This window comes from Pseudomonas sp. KUIN-1 (assembly GCF_009176725.1).
Taxonomy (GTDB): Bacteria; Pseudomonadota; Gammaproteobacteria; order Pseudomonadales; family Pseudomonadaceae; genus Aquipseudomonas; species Aquipseudomonas fragariae.
The window spans coordinates 2,678,725-2,694,698 of the sequence record NZ_AP020337.1 but is presented as its reverse complement, the minus strand read 5'-3'; the positions used below and the strand labels follow the sequence as shown (position 1 = coordinate 2,694,698).

Sequence of the window (15,974 nt, the reverse complement as noted above, 5' to 3'; positions counted from 1 at the left end):
AGAAATTCCTAGGCCGTGAGGTCACGAAGGTTGCGGACGATGACCTGCTGACCCAGCGGGATCTTGAAGGCGTTGTGTTCATAGGCCCGCGAGCCCTTCATCGCCAGCGCTGCGACCTGCGCAAAGGTGTCCGGGTCGGCACGCTGACCAATCAGCGCACGTTCCGCCTCCGGGGCACGCCACGGCTTGGTGCCCACGCCGCCCAGCGCAATGCGCGCATCGGTAATGCGTTTGCCGTCCATCACCAGAATCACGGCACTGGATGCCAGGGCGAACTGGTAAGAGGTTCGGTCGCGCAGCTTCAGGTAAGAAGAGCGGCTGCCTGACAGCGGCGCGTCGAGGGTCACATGCGTGATGAGCTCATGGGGCGCCAGCGCGTGTTCGCGCTCTGGCGTATCACCCGGCAGCAAATGAAAGTCAGCGAGCGGGATATCCCGCGAGCCGTTGGCGCCCTGGACGGTAACCTGCCCGCCGATGGCCGCCATGCCGACACACATGTCTGACGGATGCGTGGCAATGCAGTGTTCGCTGGTGCCCAGCACTGCGTGCACACTGCGGTTCATCCCGCCAATGGCTGCACAGCCAGAGCCCGGCTGGCGCTTGTTACAGGCGGAAATACCATCGCGAAAATACGGGCAGCGTACACGCTGCATGAGATTGCCGGCGGTGGTCGCCTTGTTGCGCAATTGGGTCGAAGCACCGGCAAGAATCGCCTCGGACAACACCGGGTAGCGCTGCTGCACCAGCGGGTGGCTGGCCAGGTCGGTATTGCTGACCAGCGCGCCGATGCGCAGGCGACCATCGGGCAGCGACTCGACCTGCTTCAACGCCAGATGGTTGATGTCCACCAGTTGCTGCGGTTGCATCACGTCGAGCTTGACCAGGTCCAGCAGTGTGGTGCCACCGGCCAGATAGAAGCGTTGCCCTTCACCGGACGCTGTGCTGAAAGCCTGCGCGGGCGAAGCGGCGCGAGCGTAGTCAAAAGTTCGCATCAGGCGACACCTCCCATTTTCGAGCGCGCAGATTGCACGGCAGACAGAATGTTCTTGTAGGCACCGCAACGGCAGATATTGCCGCTCATGGCCTCTCTGACGCTGGCGTCGTCGGACGCAATGTTCGGATCCTTGAGAATCGCGACCGCGCTCATGATCTGTCCGGAGGTGCAATAACCACACTGGTAGGCATCGTGTTCCCAGAACGCTTCCTGTACCGGGTGCAGCTTGCCGTTCTCGGCCAGCCCTTCGATGGTGGTAATGCTGTCGCCCTGATGCTGAACGGCGATCGACAGACAGGAGTTGATCGCCACGCCGTTGACCAACAACGTGCAGGCGCCGCATTGGCCGTGATCGCAGCCTTTCTTGGTGCCCGTCAGTTGCAGGCGGTCACGCAACACATCGAGCAGAACGGCATTGGCCGGCACGTTCAGGGTATGAACCTGGCCATTGACCTTCAACTGGATGCGCTGCTCACCCGCTGCGGGCGCGTCACTGTCTTCGACCACGGGAGCCGCAGGTGCCAGAGGCGCCGCCTGCAGCATGCCGTCGGAGGGGATCCAGGTAGACAGCGTGGCCGCAGCAATGCCTGAGGCACCGAACTTCAGAAAGTTTCGGCGTGAGGGCTGCACGGTACTGCTGTCGACAGCAGTTTCCTTGTGCTTCTTGGGTTCGGTCATCAGGATCACTCGGTAATAGCCGTCGCTGCTGTAAAGCGACGGGCGTTATGGTGTGGTCAGCGGCCCGGGCGTACTCCTGCTCACTGACGTGCTGCCTTTATTTTCGGGGGTAATCAAAGCCAAAACGCTATCACCCGTTATAAGTGTTTAACTGGTCAGCGCCTCCAAAGTTCCAACTGTTTGACGGGCGTCTGTATCCGGACATTGCCGCCACCCGCATGACAGCCGAGTACGGACCCTAACAGGAGGTCAGCGCGCTGATTAGCCAGCCAAGGTCACACGCCGTTATGAGCCTGGCTCATGAATGCATGGGAGCCGGATGAGCGCGTTGTTCGGAGCGGGTTGCAGACCGAGTGAGGGCCATATCCGTCTGACGGCTAAAGACCCGGGCGAAAATGCCGATACAGATAGGCAGTGGAAGGCTGTGAAGTGTCTAAATCAACGCATTCGTGGCCAATTTGATGATGGCACCTCGCAACCGGGGTGCACATTATGCGAAAATACCGCGTCTTTGCCGGTATGCCACCGAGGATGTGGCGCAGTACGCGTACATAAAATTGCGCGTCAGGCGTGCCTCCATGCTCCGATGCGGCGTCCCAGACTCCGTGAACAGGCTGACCAGGTGTGTCTTCGCACGTGGCTCAGAGGGCAAGACCCTCGGGCATCGCAGCGCACCAACAGAGCAAATGTCACTCATGACGCTGAATCCAATGATGATAAGAAGTCAGCGCAGCAGGACATAAATTGAGGTCTCGAGCGGTATTATATTGGCCTTGTATGTCCACCTCTAGTCCCCGTGGGTGCGAGTGTTTGTCGCAGGCTCGATGCATGTGACAGGCCGTTTCCCCAGGAGTAGTCGGCGGATGGCGTTTATCAGATGGATGACAGAATGTTTAAGAAAGTGAACACGGCCCTCCTGGGTCTGGCCATTTCCATGGGCCTGATGCCCGTGCAGGCGGCTGAAACCAAGAAAGTCGACGTACTGCTCGTCGGCGGCGGCATCATGAGTGCAACCCTCGCTGTCTGGCTCAACGAGCTGGAGCCGAGCTGGTCGATGGAAATGGTCGAGCGCCTCGACGGCGTTGCCGAAGAAAGCTCCAACGGCTGGAACAATGCCGGTACCGGTCACTCGGCGCTCGCCGAACTGAACTACACCCCTGAAGACAAGAACGGCAACGTCGACATCTCCAAGGCCATCGAGATCAACGAAGCGTTCCAGATCTCCCGTCAGTTCTGGTCCTGGCAGGTCAAGACCGGCGTCCTGAAAGACCCGCGTTCGTTCATCAACTCCACACCGCACATGAGCTTCGTGTGGGGCGACAACAACATCCAGTTCCTGCGCAAGCGTTACGCAGCATTGCAAGCCAGCCCGCTGTTCAGCGGCATGCAGTACTCCGAAGACCACGAGCAGATCAAGAAGTGGGTCCCGTTGATGATGGAAGGTCGTGACCCGGCGCAGAAGCTGGCCGTGACCTGGAGCCCGATCGGCACCGATGTCAACTTCGGCGAGATCACTCGTCAGTTCGTCGCCAACCTGAAAGCCAAGCAGAACTTCAATCTGCAGTTGTCGAGCGAAGTCGAAGACATCAATCACAACGACGACGGCACCTGGCGCGTCAAGTACAAGAACCTGAAAGACGGTACCGTTACCGAGACCGACACCAAGTTCCTGTTCATCGGCGCCGGCGGTGCAGCGCTGCATCTGCTGCAGGAATCCGGTATTCCTGAAGCCAAGGAATACGGCGGCTTCCCGGTCGGCGGTTCGTGGCTTGTCACTGACAACCAGACCCTGGCCATGCAGCACATGGGCAAGGCCTACGGTATCGCGTCGACTGGCGCGCCACCCATGTCGGTTCCGCACCTGGACACCCGTGTTCTGGACGGCAAGCGCGTGATCCTGTTTGGCCCATTCGCGACCTTCTCGACCAAGTTCCTGAAAAACGGTTCCTACTTCGACCTGCTGACCAGCACCACCACGCATAACGTGTGGCCGATGACTCGCGTTGGTATCGAACAGTACCCGCTGATCGAATACCTCGCCGGTCAGGTGATGATGTCTGACGACGATCGCTTCGCTGCCCTGAAAGAGTACTTCCCGAACGCCAAGAAAGAAGACTGGCGCCTGATGCAAGCCGGTCAGCGCGTACAGATCATCAAGCGTGACGAAGAGAAAGGCGGCGTTCTGAAGCTGGGCACCGAAATCGTTGCTTCCAAGGACGGCAGCATTGCCGGCCTGCTGGGTGCTTCGCCAGGCGCGTCGACTGCAGCGCCGATCATGCTGGGCGTACTTGAGAAAGTCTTCAAGGACAAGGTAGCGACTCCGGAATGGCAGGCAAAACTGCACCAGATCGTGCCTAGCTACGGCACCAAGCTGAACAACAATCCGGACCGTGTTGCCGAGGAATGGGCTTACACCGCCGAAGTCCTGCAACTGACTCCACCGCCGCCGGTGAACAAGACAGGTAATGCTCCAACACCTGCACCTGCTGCACAGCCAGCGAAAAGCAATCCAGCCAGTGACATGGCGCTCTAAGGCTTTCAGAGCTTGAGCAAAGCCCCGCCAGACCTTGTCTGGCGGGGCTTTTTTTTTCAGCTGCTTTCTCACGCAAACCGTGCCGACATGAAAACACGTCGAACTCTTCGCGCCGTTCGTTCCTCCAAGCAGGACGACACACAGAAAGGAACTGCAATGAGCAAGCATACTGACAAGCCTTCCAGCCACACGCCTGAACAGTCCGCGCCAACGACAGACCAGTCCGGCAAGCCGGTCGATGTGGTGCGCAAGGACATTGCGCAGGAAAACCCCGAAACCGAAGGCGTAGACAAGGTCATCACCCCGACGTCCATCAAGGAAAAAGAGCAGGATGCCGAAACACTTCGCGCTAAAAATCGTGAGCTGGAACGCAAGTTGAACGGCCAGGGCTGATTGTTCAGGTGGGTCCGCCCGCGACTCACCTGTAACCCACAACCCGGTAAATCTGGCAGGCAGGGCCTTGAAAGCCCCTATCCGCCAACCTGCAGGCGTTTTCCGCCATAGTCAGTTAAAGTTACGCGCGCAACTGGCACCTGTTATGGTGGCCTACTTCCTTCCATCTCTGGCTTGTATCAGCAGAGCGCATTATCCAGGTCTCCACGCCGCACTTTCGCGGCAACCTCGCATTTTCTTGCGCTGTCCATCCGGGCCGCTGGCCGCTCAAATTTTCGTTGCGGCCGACAAAAAAACCATCTGAACCGCGTTTAGCGTTGAACGACTGCACTTCGTACCAAGCAGCGGCTGGCTGTTCCCGGCTGAAACACCCTATGGAGTTCACGCAATTGATCAAGGACATGCTGGATGCAAAGCCTGACGCAGCGCTTGAAGCTGCGCTTGCCGAATGTGCCCGAGAGCCGATCCGTGTTCCTGGCGCGATTCAGCCGCATGGCGTACTGCTCAGCGTTGCAGGCGATCCCCTTTGCATTGAGCAGGTCAGCGCCAATTGCGCAACAGAATTCGGAATGGCCGCTGACGAGTTGCTGGGCAAGCCTTTGTCATGGCTGTTATCGCCCGAACAGTCGGCCCTCATCGACCATGCGTACGGCCACCCCGCTGCCCCACACATTGACCCGATAAAACTGACGATCGGAACAGCCCACTACAGTGCCTCGCTGCAGCGTGCCGACGATGTGCTGATAATCGAGCTGGAGCCCTTCGTGGAAACCGGTCATGGGCAGTCCAGAATCATTACCCGGGTATTGCGCAACCTGCAGGCAGCCACGACGCTGGAAACACTGTTCGATATCAGTGTGCACGAGATTCAGGCGCTTACCGGTTACGACCGGGTCATGATTTACCGGTTCGAGCCCGAGGGCCATGGCCAAGTCGTTGCGCAGGCACTGACCGGGCCACTGCCCAGCTACAGCGGCCTGAACTTCCCCGGTTCGGACATTCCCGCCCAGGCGCGAGAGCTGTATCGGCTGAACTGGATCCGTGTGATTCCGGACGCCACCTATGTTCCCGTACCTCTGATACCGACACTGCGCCCGGCGACCGGGCAGCCGCTCGACCTGGGTTTCTCGACGCTGCGCAGCGTGTCCCCGGTGCATTGCGAATACCTCAAGAACATGGGCGTGCGCTCGTCGATGAGTATCTCCTTGCTGGACGGCGGCGAGCTCTGGGGCCTGGTTGCCTGCGGCCACCCCGAACCGTTGCGGGTGTCCAGAGAGTTGCGCGATGCCTGTGCGATGATCGGTCAGTTACTGTCGGTGAAAATTTCCGCCATTGTCGCGACTAATATCCAGCGCGAGCGGGAAGAGAAAGTTGTCCTGCTCGGGCAACTGGCAGACGCCATGAGTCGCGCCAATCATGAAGTACTCGACGGACTGGTGAGCCGGCCCGAGCTTCTCATGTCGCTGACCCTGGCAGACGGTGCCGCGGTGCTGATTGACGATCAGGTTTATCTGTTCGGCACCTGCCCTTCAATCGAACAGGTGCGTGAGCTGTACACCTGGATACGCGACACCGGCCTGGCCAATCAGCGATCCAGACAGCGGGCGACGGGCTTGCAGGGTCTGGGGGTTTTCCACACCAACTCCATGCAGAGGGAGCTTTCCGACAGCGCCGTTTACAGAGACATCGCAAGCGGCGTCATCGCGTTCACGCTGCCCAAGCCGATTGATAATGCAGTGATGTGGTTTCGCGCCCAACTCACCTCCACGATGAACTGGAGCGGTAACCCGACCCACCACGTCAGTACCCGTCCGGAGAGTTCCGCGAGTCATCGTCTGCACCCAAGGCAGTCTTTCGATGTCTGGGAGCAAGAGGTTACCGGCATTGCCAGCCCGTGGTCGCGCGCAGATCTTTATGGCGCTGAAGACATTCGTCGTTCTGCTCTGGAAAGCGACCTGGAGCGCCAGGTGCAGCGCGAACAGGAAGCGGTCCGTTTGCGTGATGAGCTGGTCGCCGTGGTTTCCCATGACCTGCGTAACCCGATGTCGATCATCATCATGCAGTGCGGCATGATGCAAAGCTGGGCGGTGGGCGACACACACTTTGAAAATCGCAACATCCGGCGTGCGCTGGGCACCATCGAGAAAGCCACGACGCGCATGAACAGCCTCCTGGAAGACCTGCTCGATACCGCGCAGATCGAAGCCGGCCGCTACCAGCTTTCGCGCCTGCCGCTGAGTGTCACCAGCCTGCTGGAAGAAGCCTGCAGCCTGCTGGTGATGCTGACCACCGAAAAGAACATCGAGCTCAACTGCACCGCCGCGCAAGGCCTGGTGATCGATGCGGACCCGGAACGAATCTTTCAGGTACTTTCCAATCTGGTCGGTAACGCCATCAAGTTCACCCCAAAAGGTGGCCGAATCAACATCGATGCGGTAGCCGATCAGAACGAAGTGCTGTTCAGGGTCAGTGATGACGGCATAGGCATTCCGGCCGAACACCTGCCTTTCATTTTCCAGCGCTACTGGTCCGTGAAGGAAGGCAACCCACGCGGCAACGGCCTGGGCCTGTATATCTGCCAGGGCATTATCACGGCCCACGGCGGGCGTCTGTGGGCCGACAGCTCACTGGATTCGGGAAGCGTATTTTCCTTCACCCTGCCCGTACATCAGGGGGCGGACAGTATTGGCGAAACGACATTTTTAAAGCAGAGCGGTACGACCCATCGGCTGGCGCAATCGATCTCCAGCAAACTGGAACGCCAGCAACTGGAAGACCGGCTGACCCGCGCCGGATTGCTCAACGAACTGAATCATCGGGTAAAAAACACCTTGGCGACCGTTCAGGCCATAGCCTCTCTCACCGTCAACAGCTCTGCGTCACTGGAATCCTTTCACAAGAGCTTCGGCGCGCGCCTGTTTGCCCTGAGCCAGGCGCACGATGCACTGGCGCGTACAGAATGGATTTCCACCGAACTGGTCGACCTGATAGAGCAACTGCAGGAGGTGGACTCGGGGGCACACAGCATCTGTTTCGAAGGCGACCCAGTGACCCTGGAACCGCGCTTTTCACTGACGCTTTCCATGGTGCTCCATGAACTGATGGCCAATGCAGTGCAACACGGTGCGCTTTCTTCGGCCTCAGGTCAGGTGACAGTGACCTCTACGCTGACTGCCGAACACACTCCCCCGACGCTGAAGATCGAATGGAAGGAAACAGGCGGCCCGCCGGTCGTCGCAACCACGGTGAAAGGCTTTGGCTTGCGCTTGATACGCCGCAGCATCGAGCGAGAGCTCAAAGGCCAGGCCGACATTCAGTTCGCCCGTACAGGAATCATCTGGTCAATGCTGATTCCCTGGCCAGACAAACCGGAAAGCCGCTTATGAGTTCAGAATCAGACGACCGGACCTCGCACCCCAAAGTGCTCCTGGTGGAAGACGAGACCATGCTCGCCATGTTGATGGAGATGATGCTCGAGGATCTGGGTTTTGCGACCGCCTACCACGCCAGCACGCTGAACGACGGCGTCGAATATGCGCGTAACGGCGAGTACGACCTGGCCATCCTGGACATCAACATTATCGGCGGCAACTCGTTTCCGATAGCCGCCGCCATTGCCGATCGCGGCATACCCTTCATGTTTTGTTCGGGGTACGGGCGGCTGGGGATCCCCGACGCGTGGCTCAACCGGCGTTGCGTCGCCAAGCCGTTCAGTGCCGAGCAACTGAGCGAAGCGTTGAGTGAGCTGCTTGAGGTCTGAGCACTGCACCCGTTCGCACCTATTACCCAGCCCTGTTGCGCTCAACCAGTGCCTGCAGCGCGAGCGCGTCACGGACGGCGGCTCCGCTGGCCGTGTTGTCAAAGATGCACCAAGTCTCGATTTCCCGCGCCACAGACGCCGACGCTCGCCCAGCCAAACCTTCCAGATGCTCGACGGAATAGGCACTGTGATAAATTTTCGGCGCCCCGTGCAGGCGCCAGTAGTGAGCACCCTGCCACCCACCGGGCAGGTGCCCTTCACTGATCACTGACGGATCGGCGGCTACCTGCGCAATGTGATGCTCGATCAGCAGCGCCTGAGCCTGCCGCCAGGATTCATGGCGCGGTTCCAATACCACGCTGCCGGCGTACTGATTGCGTAATGCTCTGAAAAACCTCTCAGCTACCTGCGGTGCATAGTCCAGAGAGGGCGGAAGCTGGACCAGCAGACAGCCCAGTTTGTCACCCAGCGCAGTGCATTGAGAAAGGAACATGGTCAGAACGGTCTCGCACTCGCGCAGTCGGTGTTCGTGGGTAATGAGTTTCGGCATCTTGACCGAGAAGCGAAACCCGGCGGGCACCGCCTGCGCCCAGCGTGCGTAGGTCTGAGCGCGATGAGGGCGATAGAACGAGCTGTTGATCTCGACCGCGTTGAAGCGCGAAGCATAGCGTTGCAAATGGCTTCCTTGTTCAGGAAAGTCGGGCCAGTACTCACGCGCAAGGCTCCAGCCTGCACAACCGATATAAACTGGCGGCATAATCAATACAGCACCTTGCCGGCTTCGCGCATGAATATCTCAACAGTCTTGGGGCCGACACCGGCAAACTCGCAGAGTCGCTTCTCGAATTGCTTCCGATCCTCACTCACTTCGCGAATTCGACCTATCTTGCCCGCATATTCGTCATTGAGCTTTGCGCACAGTGCAGACAGTCGATGCGCCGTTGACTCGTCGTAGCGCACATAATGTGCCTGCCCCAGCATGGCGACCAGTTCCCGGTGAGTGCAGTGAGCAAGCTTGCGCGGAGTGTCACGCTGATGCTTCTCGACGATAACGCGATAGGCCTCGCAGGCAATGTCTGCCTGAATGCGCTTGCCCATCAGAAAGCTGGCAACGAACCACTTGAATAAGACCTTTTCGAGGTCCTCGCTGAAACAGATATTCAGCTCTGCAGCATCAATGGTTCGTTTCATGGCGTCTGTTACACCTCGCTGACGTTGCCACCGGACGCACCGTTCAAGCGCGCCTCTTGTGGTACAACCGACCCTTGCTCATCAGTGGCGGTTTTCAAATAACATCGAACAGGCGACAAACGGTACACGGCCTGACTGCCAGGTGAGCAAGATCGCTACGGTGCTGGCTGCTGATCAGGGCGCACCAAACAGCATGGTCCAGTACACACCGTAATCAGCATGGGTAGCCGTCGCATAAGCCGCGCCGACTTCGGTAAACATCGGGTTCATCAGGTTGGCGCAATGCCCCGGGCTGGCCAGCCAGCTCGCCATGGCCTTGCTGGCCGTGCTCTGCCCCGCGGCGATGTTTTCACCGATCTGCCGTCCGCCGTAACCGGCAGCACGCGCACGATCTGCCGGCGAGTCATTATCGAAACCGCGATGGGTAAAGTAATTCTCGCTGGCCATAGACTGGCTGTGCCCCTGCGCGGCCGTTTCCAGGGTGGTATTCCAGCTCAACGGCCGAGCCGACGGGAAAGGCCGCTTGCCACACATGCGCGGCTTGGCACGCGCGGCGTTGACCTGCGCCAGCAGCGCCCGTCCAGCCGAGCGCGCGTCTTCAAGGCTCTCGTCGATCAACGGTTTCGCCAGCACCACACGCCAGTCGCTCCCCTGCCGGGTGATGCCGATGTCCGCGTATTGCGGGTCGAGCAACGCGCCGCAGTAGCGGCTCCTGAGCATGTCGAACGCTGCGTCGGCGCTTTGCACACCGGCCAGTCGTACGGTCCGCACAGTGACCGCCTGATAGCCGGCTGCCTTGAGTGCGTCACGTAAATTACCGCTGAAACCGATCGGCAGTGCCACGCTGGAATTGAGCGCCAGGGCTCTGGAGATGTTTGTCATACGCGCTTCGCAACGCTGCGGCTGGCCGCGAAAATCATTGATTGCCTGGACCAGTTGTCGTTCTTCGGCAGCACTGACAGGACTCGCGCAGATCGGCAACAGAGCGACCAGATACAACCAGATGCGCCAGGAACAACGGGGCAATGCGGGCATGAGAACGGACTCGGAGAGGAAAAGGCGTGGCATGCATTTCAGAGCCCGAGTAAGACCCGAAAAATCGCTCATGGTTCACGCTGCACACTTGAGTACGGTACCGCCATGTGCTCAAAGCTTGCCGATCTCTCCAGTGGCCTCACCTATGCTAGCAAGCGTTACTTCCATATCATCGATGGCCTGTTCCAGCGCCGCGAACGATTGTTGAATGACCTCCCTGTCGTCCACCGTCTGATGACCGCGCAGGCTTTCGGCACGCTCGAGTTCACTGAGCTGCAGATCAGCCACTTCCTTGCGTAACACTTGCAGGGTTGCCCAGACCGACCTGAACTGTTGTTGGCTGCTATGACTCATGTTCGCCTCTTGGCTGATCCATCAAATGTCTCATTGAGACCTCTGCGCGACGCAATGCTCCACCTTTTTTGCCAACAGCGTTTATTTCAGCGTCAAGCAGGCAAACGGCGCCGCTGGTCCAGGCCAGCCACCATCGTTTTGAATTTACCTGTCGCGCGACGCTCTGCTGTTGATACCCGCACCTGTAGAGAAAGGAATCCTTGACCATGGCCACTGCCGAGACTTCATCGCTGCGCCGGGCAATCACGGCGCCCATGCTGACCCTGTTCATCCTTGGCGACGTGCTCGGGGCTGGCGTCTACGCATTGGCCGGCACGATCGCCGGACGCGTCGGCGGAGCCATCTGGGCGCCCTTGCTGATTGCCCTGTGCTTTGCCTTGTTGACCGCAGCGTCCTACGCCGAACTGGTGACCAAATACCCGCGTGCGGGCGGTGCCGCGGTGTACGCCGAAAAAGCCTTCGGCAAGCCGCTGCTGTCGTTTCTGGTTGGCTTCTCCATGGTCGCAGCAGGCGTTACCAGCGCTGCCGGGCTGGCCGTGGCGTTCGCCGGCGACTACTTCCAGGCGCTGCTCGACTGGCCTGCGCAGTGGGTCTGCGTGGCATTTCTGGTCATCGTCGGCCTGCTCAATGCACGCGGTATCAAGGAATCGCTTTCAGCCAACCTGGTCATGACGGTCATCGAGCTGAGCGGTTTGCTGATGGTCATCGCTGCAGCCGTGTGGTTCGTCAGCCAGGGCCAAGGCGTGCCGCAACGCGTGTTCGAACTGGATAGCGCCTCGCCTGCGACGGCGATTCTCGGCGCATCGCTGCTGGCGTTCTATTCGTTCGTGGGGTTTGAAACCTCGGCCAATCTAGCCGAAGAGATCAAGGACGTGCGCAAGGTCTATCCACGTGCCCTGTTCGGCGCGCTGCTGGCGGCGGGTGCGGTGTACATGCTGGTTGGCATGGGCGCAGCGATGGTCCTGCCCGTCGAGCAACTCAAGGATTCGCAAGCCCCCCTGATGGACGTGGTCAGTGCCTCGGGCCTTGGCATACCTGCGCCGTGGTTTGCGGTCATTGCACTGATTGCGGTGGCCAACGGCGCACTGCTGACCATGATCATGGCCAGCCGACTGACCTTCGGCATGGCGCGCGAAGGCCTGTTACCTGCGGTGATGGGTTCGGTGCTGCCCAAGCGGCGCACGCCGGGGCTGGCAATTCTGGCGACCACACTGGTGGCCATTGCCCTGTCCTTCACCAGCACCCTGACCATCCTCGCCGAAACCGTCGTGCTGTTGCTGCTCTTCGTGTTTCTCAGCGTGAACATCGCCGTGCTGGTACTCAAGCGCGACAAGGTCGAAGCCGGGCACTTTCAGGTCCACTGGGTTATCCCGCTGCTGGGCATTCTTTCGTGCCTGTTGCTGCTCACTCAGCAAGGTCCGGAAACCTGGCTGCGGGCAGGCATCATGCTGGCGGTCGGTGCTGCGCTTTACGGACTGACCCGGCTGGGCAGCTCGGCGTTCGCTTCGCATCCCCGCTGAACGGCGCAGTCATTGCTTCAGCGCTTGCCGGTGCCTTGCTGGAGCCCGGCAAGCGCAAGATCCAGACCGTCGATGATGAGCTGCAAGCCGAACCTGAACTCATCCTCCACGGAAACGCCAGGTAAATGGCGTCCGGCAGCCGCAATCGCCGGGTATTCATCCGCATCCAGTGCGGAGAAAAACTCGACCAGGTCCTCGCCGTCCGAGGCTTTGCTTGCAACGTTTGAATGCTGCTGTATGGCGAAGCCCAGTACATAGTGAGCGACCGACGTATAGGCGCGGGCAGCCAGTTCGGCAGGAAACCCGTTGGCCAGAAACAACGCAATGCCCTGCTCGCGGCGCTTGAGCCCGTTAGGTCCGATCGGTATCTGAGACACCAACAGCGGCAAGATACCCGGATGCTTGCGCAATACGCGATAAAGGCGTTCGGCGCCTGATGCGCAGGCTTTTTGCCAGGCATGCTCATCGCCGCCCTGCTCCTGCGGTGCTCCTTCAGCGGCATCGGATTGATCCGCACTCATTTCGCCCAGCACGCTATCGACCACGTAAACCAGTATCTCGTCCTTGCTGGCGAAATGCCGATAGAGCGTCGCTGTACCGGACTCGAGCCGCTCCGCAAGCATGCGCATATTGAACGCCTGCGCGCCGACCTCGTCGACCGCCTCCAGGGCAGTTGCAATGATCCGTTCTGCCGAAACGGAAGGCCTGCCTCGACTTCTGCTTTTTTCCACGCGACGTACGCGGTTCATCCACCAGCGAGGGCTTCCAGGAACGGCTTGGCAATTCAGGTCTTCAGTCATTTGCAGATTATAAGCCCAACGTGATCGATTACCGCCACCCCGGTGATGCGCCAACCTGGATCACCGTCCGTCTGCTTGGCTGCCTTGTGAATGATCTGATTTATTGACACAACCCTATTTCGGATACATCGTATCCGAAATAGGAGAGACAACCACCTGCCGCTGGAAGTGGCCTACACAAAAGCGGAGTTCAGGTATGTCAGACGGCGATATTCATTTCCAGTCAAACACCTTCAAATTGAATACACATCAGCCTGTTGAGCAGGACGTTTGCGACGTCCTCATAATCGGCTCGGGGCCGACCGGACTGACGCTGGCCTGCGATCTGGCCAGGCGCGGGATCAAGGTCAGAATCATTGAAAAATCGGCTGTCCCCTTCAATGGTTCTCGCGGCAAAGGCATACAGCCACGAACGATCGAGGTGTTCGATAACCTTGGCGTCGCCCAGCCATTGTTGGGCGTCGGGCAGCTTTATCCGCCGATGAAGTTTCATGTTTCTTTCCTGAAGATCAAATGGAACATGATGAAGTACCAGAAACAGACAGCGGATATCCCGTACCCGAACGTCTGGCTCGTACCGCAATGGCGCACAGAGCAGGTGTTGCGTGATCGACTGGCTGAACTGGGCACTCAGGTTGAATGGGACACTGGAGCACTCCAGATCAAACAGGATGCCGAAGGTGTCTCTGTTCGGGTTGCTTGTCAGGGAGAGCCTCGTATCGTGCATGCCCGCTATCTGGTCGGCGCTGACGGCGGCAAGAGTTTTGTGCGCAAGCAGCTGGGCGTGAACTTCACGGGCTCCACGTCTCAGGAAGGCCGGATGATCGTTGGCGATCTGCACGTAGAGGGGCTTTCCCGGGATGCATGGCACATATGGCCGACGCGCAAAGGTGGAATGATCGGCCTGTGTCCGCTTCCGCATTCGAGCCTGTTCCAGCTGATGATGCGTCTGGACGCCGACGAACCGGCTCCGGAACTCTCAGAGCATGCTATCCAGACCCGCTGGCTGGCAGCTACGGGCTCCAGGAAGATTCACCTGCACAGCCCGACCTGGCTTTCGGTATTCCGCCCCAATGTGCGGCTGGCCGAGCGCTATCGGGTCGAGCGGGTGTTCCTCGCCGGCGACGCCGCCCATGTGCATCCCCCCGCAGGCGCGCAAGGCCTCAACACGGGCGTGCAGGACGCCTGGAATCTGGGCTGGAAACTGGCAGCGGTGCTGGACGGCGCGCCCGAGGCACTGCTCGACACTTACGAAGAGGAACGCAGGCCTGTAGCTGCTGCGGTGCTGGAGTTGTCCAGCGAACTCTTCAATAACACCACTGGCACCGGCTTGCCCACATTCAGGCGTGGCGACAAGGAGCGGCAGTTATTACTCAACTACCGCGCCAGCTCGCTTTCCGTGAACAGCGCCGACAACGTCGATGGCAAGGTCCAGGCAGGTGATCGCGCACCCGATGCCACCTGCTCGCAGCAGCACGGCGGACGCACACGATTGTTCGACGTTTTCAGAGGTGGGCATTTCACCTTGCTGGCCTTCGGTACGCAGGCCATCGCGGCAATGAATACTTTCGGCAGCCGCGACGAGCGATTCCTGCAGGCAGTTGCGGTTCGCCCCGCGCACCTCAGTAATGACCGCTACGGTCTGGTCGATGAAACCGGTCAGGCACGTGACGCTTACGGCGTAAGCCTTCAGGAAAACATCATCTTTCTGATACGTCCCGACGGGTACGTCGGCCTGACCGCCACGGACGATTTCGTACCGGCAGTCCAGCGTTACCTGGCCACCCTGTCCCGCACACCTGACTCTCTCGCTGGCAGCGACGCCGACATGCAGGCGACACGCGCAGTCGCACACTGATGCACGCCAGAAAGACCACTCAGAGAGCCTCGACATGAAGCACCTTTTCCTTCCTGCACTGACTGTTGTCGTATTGCCTGCCCTGTCTTTACAGCTGGCCCACGCCGAACCGGGCGATTTCAGTCTGGGCCTGGGCGCCGCCATCAGCGAAAGCCCTTACGCAGGCGTCGGCACGCAGGTCAACCCGATCCCGCTGATCAGGTACGAAGGAGAACGCTTTTACGTCAACGGCGTAACAGCGGGTTACCACCTGATCAACACCGAGTCGTTTGCCCTCGATGCCATTCTTGCCCTGCAGATGGACGGTATTGATCGTGACGATTTCGGTCGTCGCGAACTGGCTCGAAACGGCATCAACCGCGACCTGCTGGAAGACCGCGACAATGGCATCGACGCCGGATTGGCGGCAAAGCTGCGCGGTGATGCCGGCCTGCTTGAACTGGTCGCCAAAAACGATATCAGCGGTGCCAGCGATGGCTATTCGTTAAACCTCGAATACGCGTACCCCTTTACCTTGGGCAACACCCGCTTCAAACCCAACATCGGTGCCACCCACCTGTCCGGCAATAGGGTGGATTACTATTACGGCACCCTGAACGAGGAAGAACGACGCGGCATTGCCGAGTATCGTCCCGGTAGCGCCACAGTGTCCTATGTCGGCATTGGCTTTTCTCAGCCAATCGGTAAACAGTGGGAAGTCTCGGGTAACCTGCGCTATAGCGCCCTGCCGGATGAACTGAGCGACAGCCCGCTGGTGGAGCACGACACAGACAGCTCGACGTCGATGTTCATCGGCATATCGCGAAAGTTCTGATGCTGAACTACCACCCTATTCTGCCTTGAAACAACTCACCGGGA

The 15,974-nt window shown here is 59.4% G+C and carries 14 protein-coding genes; 7 read left to right on the top strand and 7 right to left on the bottom strand.

The window, feature by feature from the left end; all coding sequences use genetic code 11:
• Positions 1–8 precede the first annotated feature (8 nt).
• Complete coding sequence (locus KUIN1_RS12475) at positions 9–992, bottom strand: FAD binding domain-containing protein (protein WP_103753758.1); 984 nt, start codon at positions 990–992, stop codon at positions 9–11.
• Entirely contained in the window at positions 992–1,672 is a 681-nt protein-coding gene (locus tag KUIN1_RS12470) for a (2Fe-2S)-binding protein (protein WP_152092011.1), read from the bottom strand. The genes KUIN1_RS12475 and KUIN1_RS12470 overlap by 1 nt, the downstream gene beginning before the upstream one ends.
• 889 nt (positions 1,673–2,561) lie before the next feature.
• Between KUIN1_RS12470 and mqo the strand changes: the two genes are divergently transcribed.
• From mqo to KUIN1_RS12450, 4 genes are all read left to right on the top strand, one after another.
• On the top strand, positions 2,562–4,205 hold the full coding sequence (mqo, locus tag KUIN1_RS12465; protein ID WP_024651478.1) for a malate dehydrogenase (quinone): 1,644 nt from the start codon (positions 2,562–2,564) through the stop codon (positions 4,203–4,205).
• Between the two features lie 156 nt (positions 4,206–4,361).
• The gene (locus KUIN1_RS12460) at positions 4,362–4,598 is read left to right on the top strand and encodes a hypothetical protein (RefSeq protein ID WP_152092010.1); all 237 of its coding nucleotides are present in this window, start codon (positions 4,362–4,364) and stop codon (positions 4,596–4,598) included.
• Between the two features lie 374 nt (positions 4,599–4,972).
• Complete coding sequence (locus KUIN1_RS12455) at positions 4,973–7,984, top strand: ATP-binding protein (protein WP_152092009.1); 3,012 nt, start codon at positions 4,973–4,975, stop codon at positions 7,982–7,984.
• Positions 7,981–8,358, top strand: a complete 378-nt coding sequence (locus KUIN1_RS12450) for a response regulator (RefSeq protein WP_032653669.1) — start codon at positions 7,981–7,983, stop codon at positions 8,356–8,358. The genes KUIN1_RS12455 and KUIN1_RS12450 overlap by 4 nt, the downstream gene beginning before the upstream one ends.
• Before the next feature lie 22 nt (positions 8,359–8,380).
• On the opposite strand, the gene KUIN1_RS12445 is transcribed toward KUIN1_RS12450, so the two are convergent.
• From KUIN1_RS12445 to KUIN1_RS12430, 4 genes are all read right to left on the bottom strand, one after another.
• Entirely contained in the window at positions 8,381–9,115 is a 735-nt protein-coding gene (locus KUIN1_RS12445) for a DUF72 domain-containing protein (protein ID WP_152092008.1), read from the bottom strand.
• A gap of 2 nt (positions 9,116–9,117) precedes the next feature.
• Positions 9,118–9,549: a DNA methylase gene (locus KUIN1_RS12440; protein WP_152092007.1), complete on the bottom strand. Its 432-nt coding sequence runs from the start codon at positions 9,547–9,549 to the stop codon at positions 9,118–9,120.
• Positions 9,550–9,723: 174 nt separating this feature from the next.
• Complete coding sequence (locus KUIN1_RS12435; protein WP_024638830.1) at positions 9,724–10,584, bottom strand: CAP domain-containing protein; 861 nt, start codon at positions 10,582–10,584, stop codon at positions 9,724–9,726.
• 111 nt (positions 10,585–10,695) lie between these two features.
• Positions 10,696–10,938: a hypothetical protein gene (locus KUIN1_RS12430; protein WP_003405575.1), complete on the bottom strand. Its 243-nt coding sequence runs from the start codon at positions 10,936–10,938 to the stop codon at positions 10,696–10,698.
• A 206-nt stretch (positions 10,939–11,144) separates the two neighbouring features.
• On the opposite strand from KUIN1_RS12430, the gene KUIN1_RS12425 reads away from it, so the two are divergent.
• A complete protein-coding gene (locus KUIN1_RS12425) occupies positions 11,145–12,458 on the top strand; it encodes an APC family permease (RefSeq protein WP_116830532.1) in 1,314 nt (437 codons plus the stop codon).
• 17 nt (positions 12,459–12,475) lie between these two features.
• On the opposite strand, the gene KUIN1_RS12420 is transcribed toward KUIN1_RS12425, so the two are convergent.
• On the bottom strand, positions 12,476–13,207 hold the full coding sequence (locus KUIN1_RS12420) for a TetR/AcrR family transcriptional regulator (protein ID WP_032653677.1): 732 nt from the start codon (positions 13,205–13,207) through the stop codon (positions 12,476–12,478).
• Between the two features lie 289 nt (positions 13,208–13,496).
• Here KUIN1_RS12420 and KUIN1_RS12415 point away from each other — a divergent pair, with 289 nt between their 5' ends.
• Positions 13,497–15,116 carry an FAD-dependent oxidoreductase gene (locus KUIN1_RS12415; RefSeq protein ID WP_197739790.1) on the top strand — a complete coding sequence of 540 codons (1,620 nt, stop codon included), beginning with the start codon at positions 13,497–13,499 and terminating at the stop codon, positions 15,114–15,116.
• A 34-nt stretch (positions 15,117–15,150) separates the two neighbouring features.
• Positions 15,151–15,930, top strand: a complete 780-nt coding sequence (locus tag KUIN1_RS12410; protein WP_011267634.1) for a MipA/OmpV family protein — start codon at positions 15,151–15,153, stop codon at positions 15,928–15,930.
• The last annotated feature ends 44 nt before the right edge of the window (positions 15,931–15,974 follow it).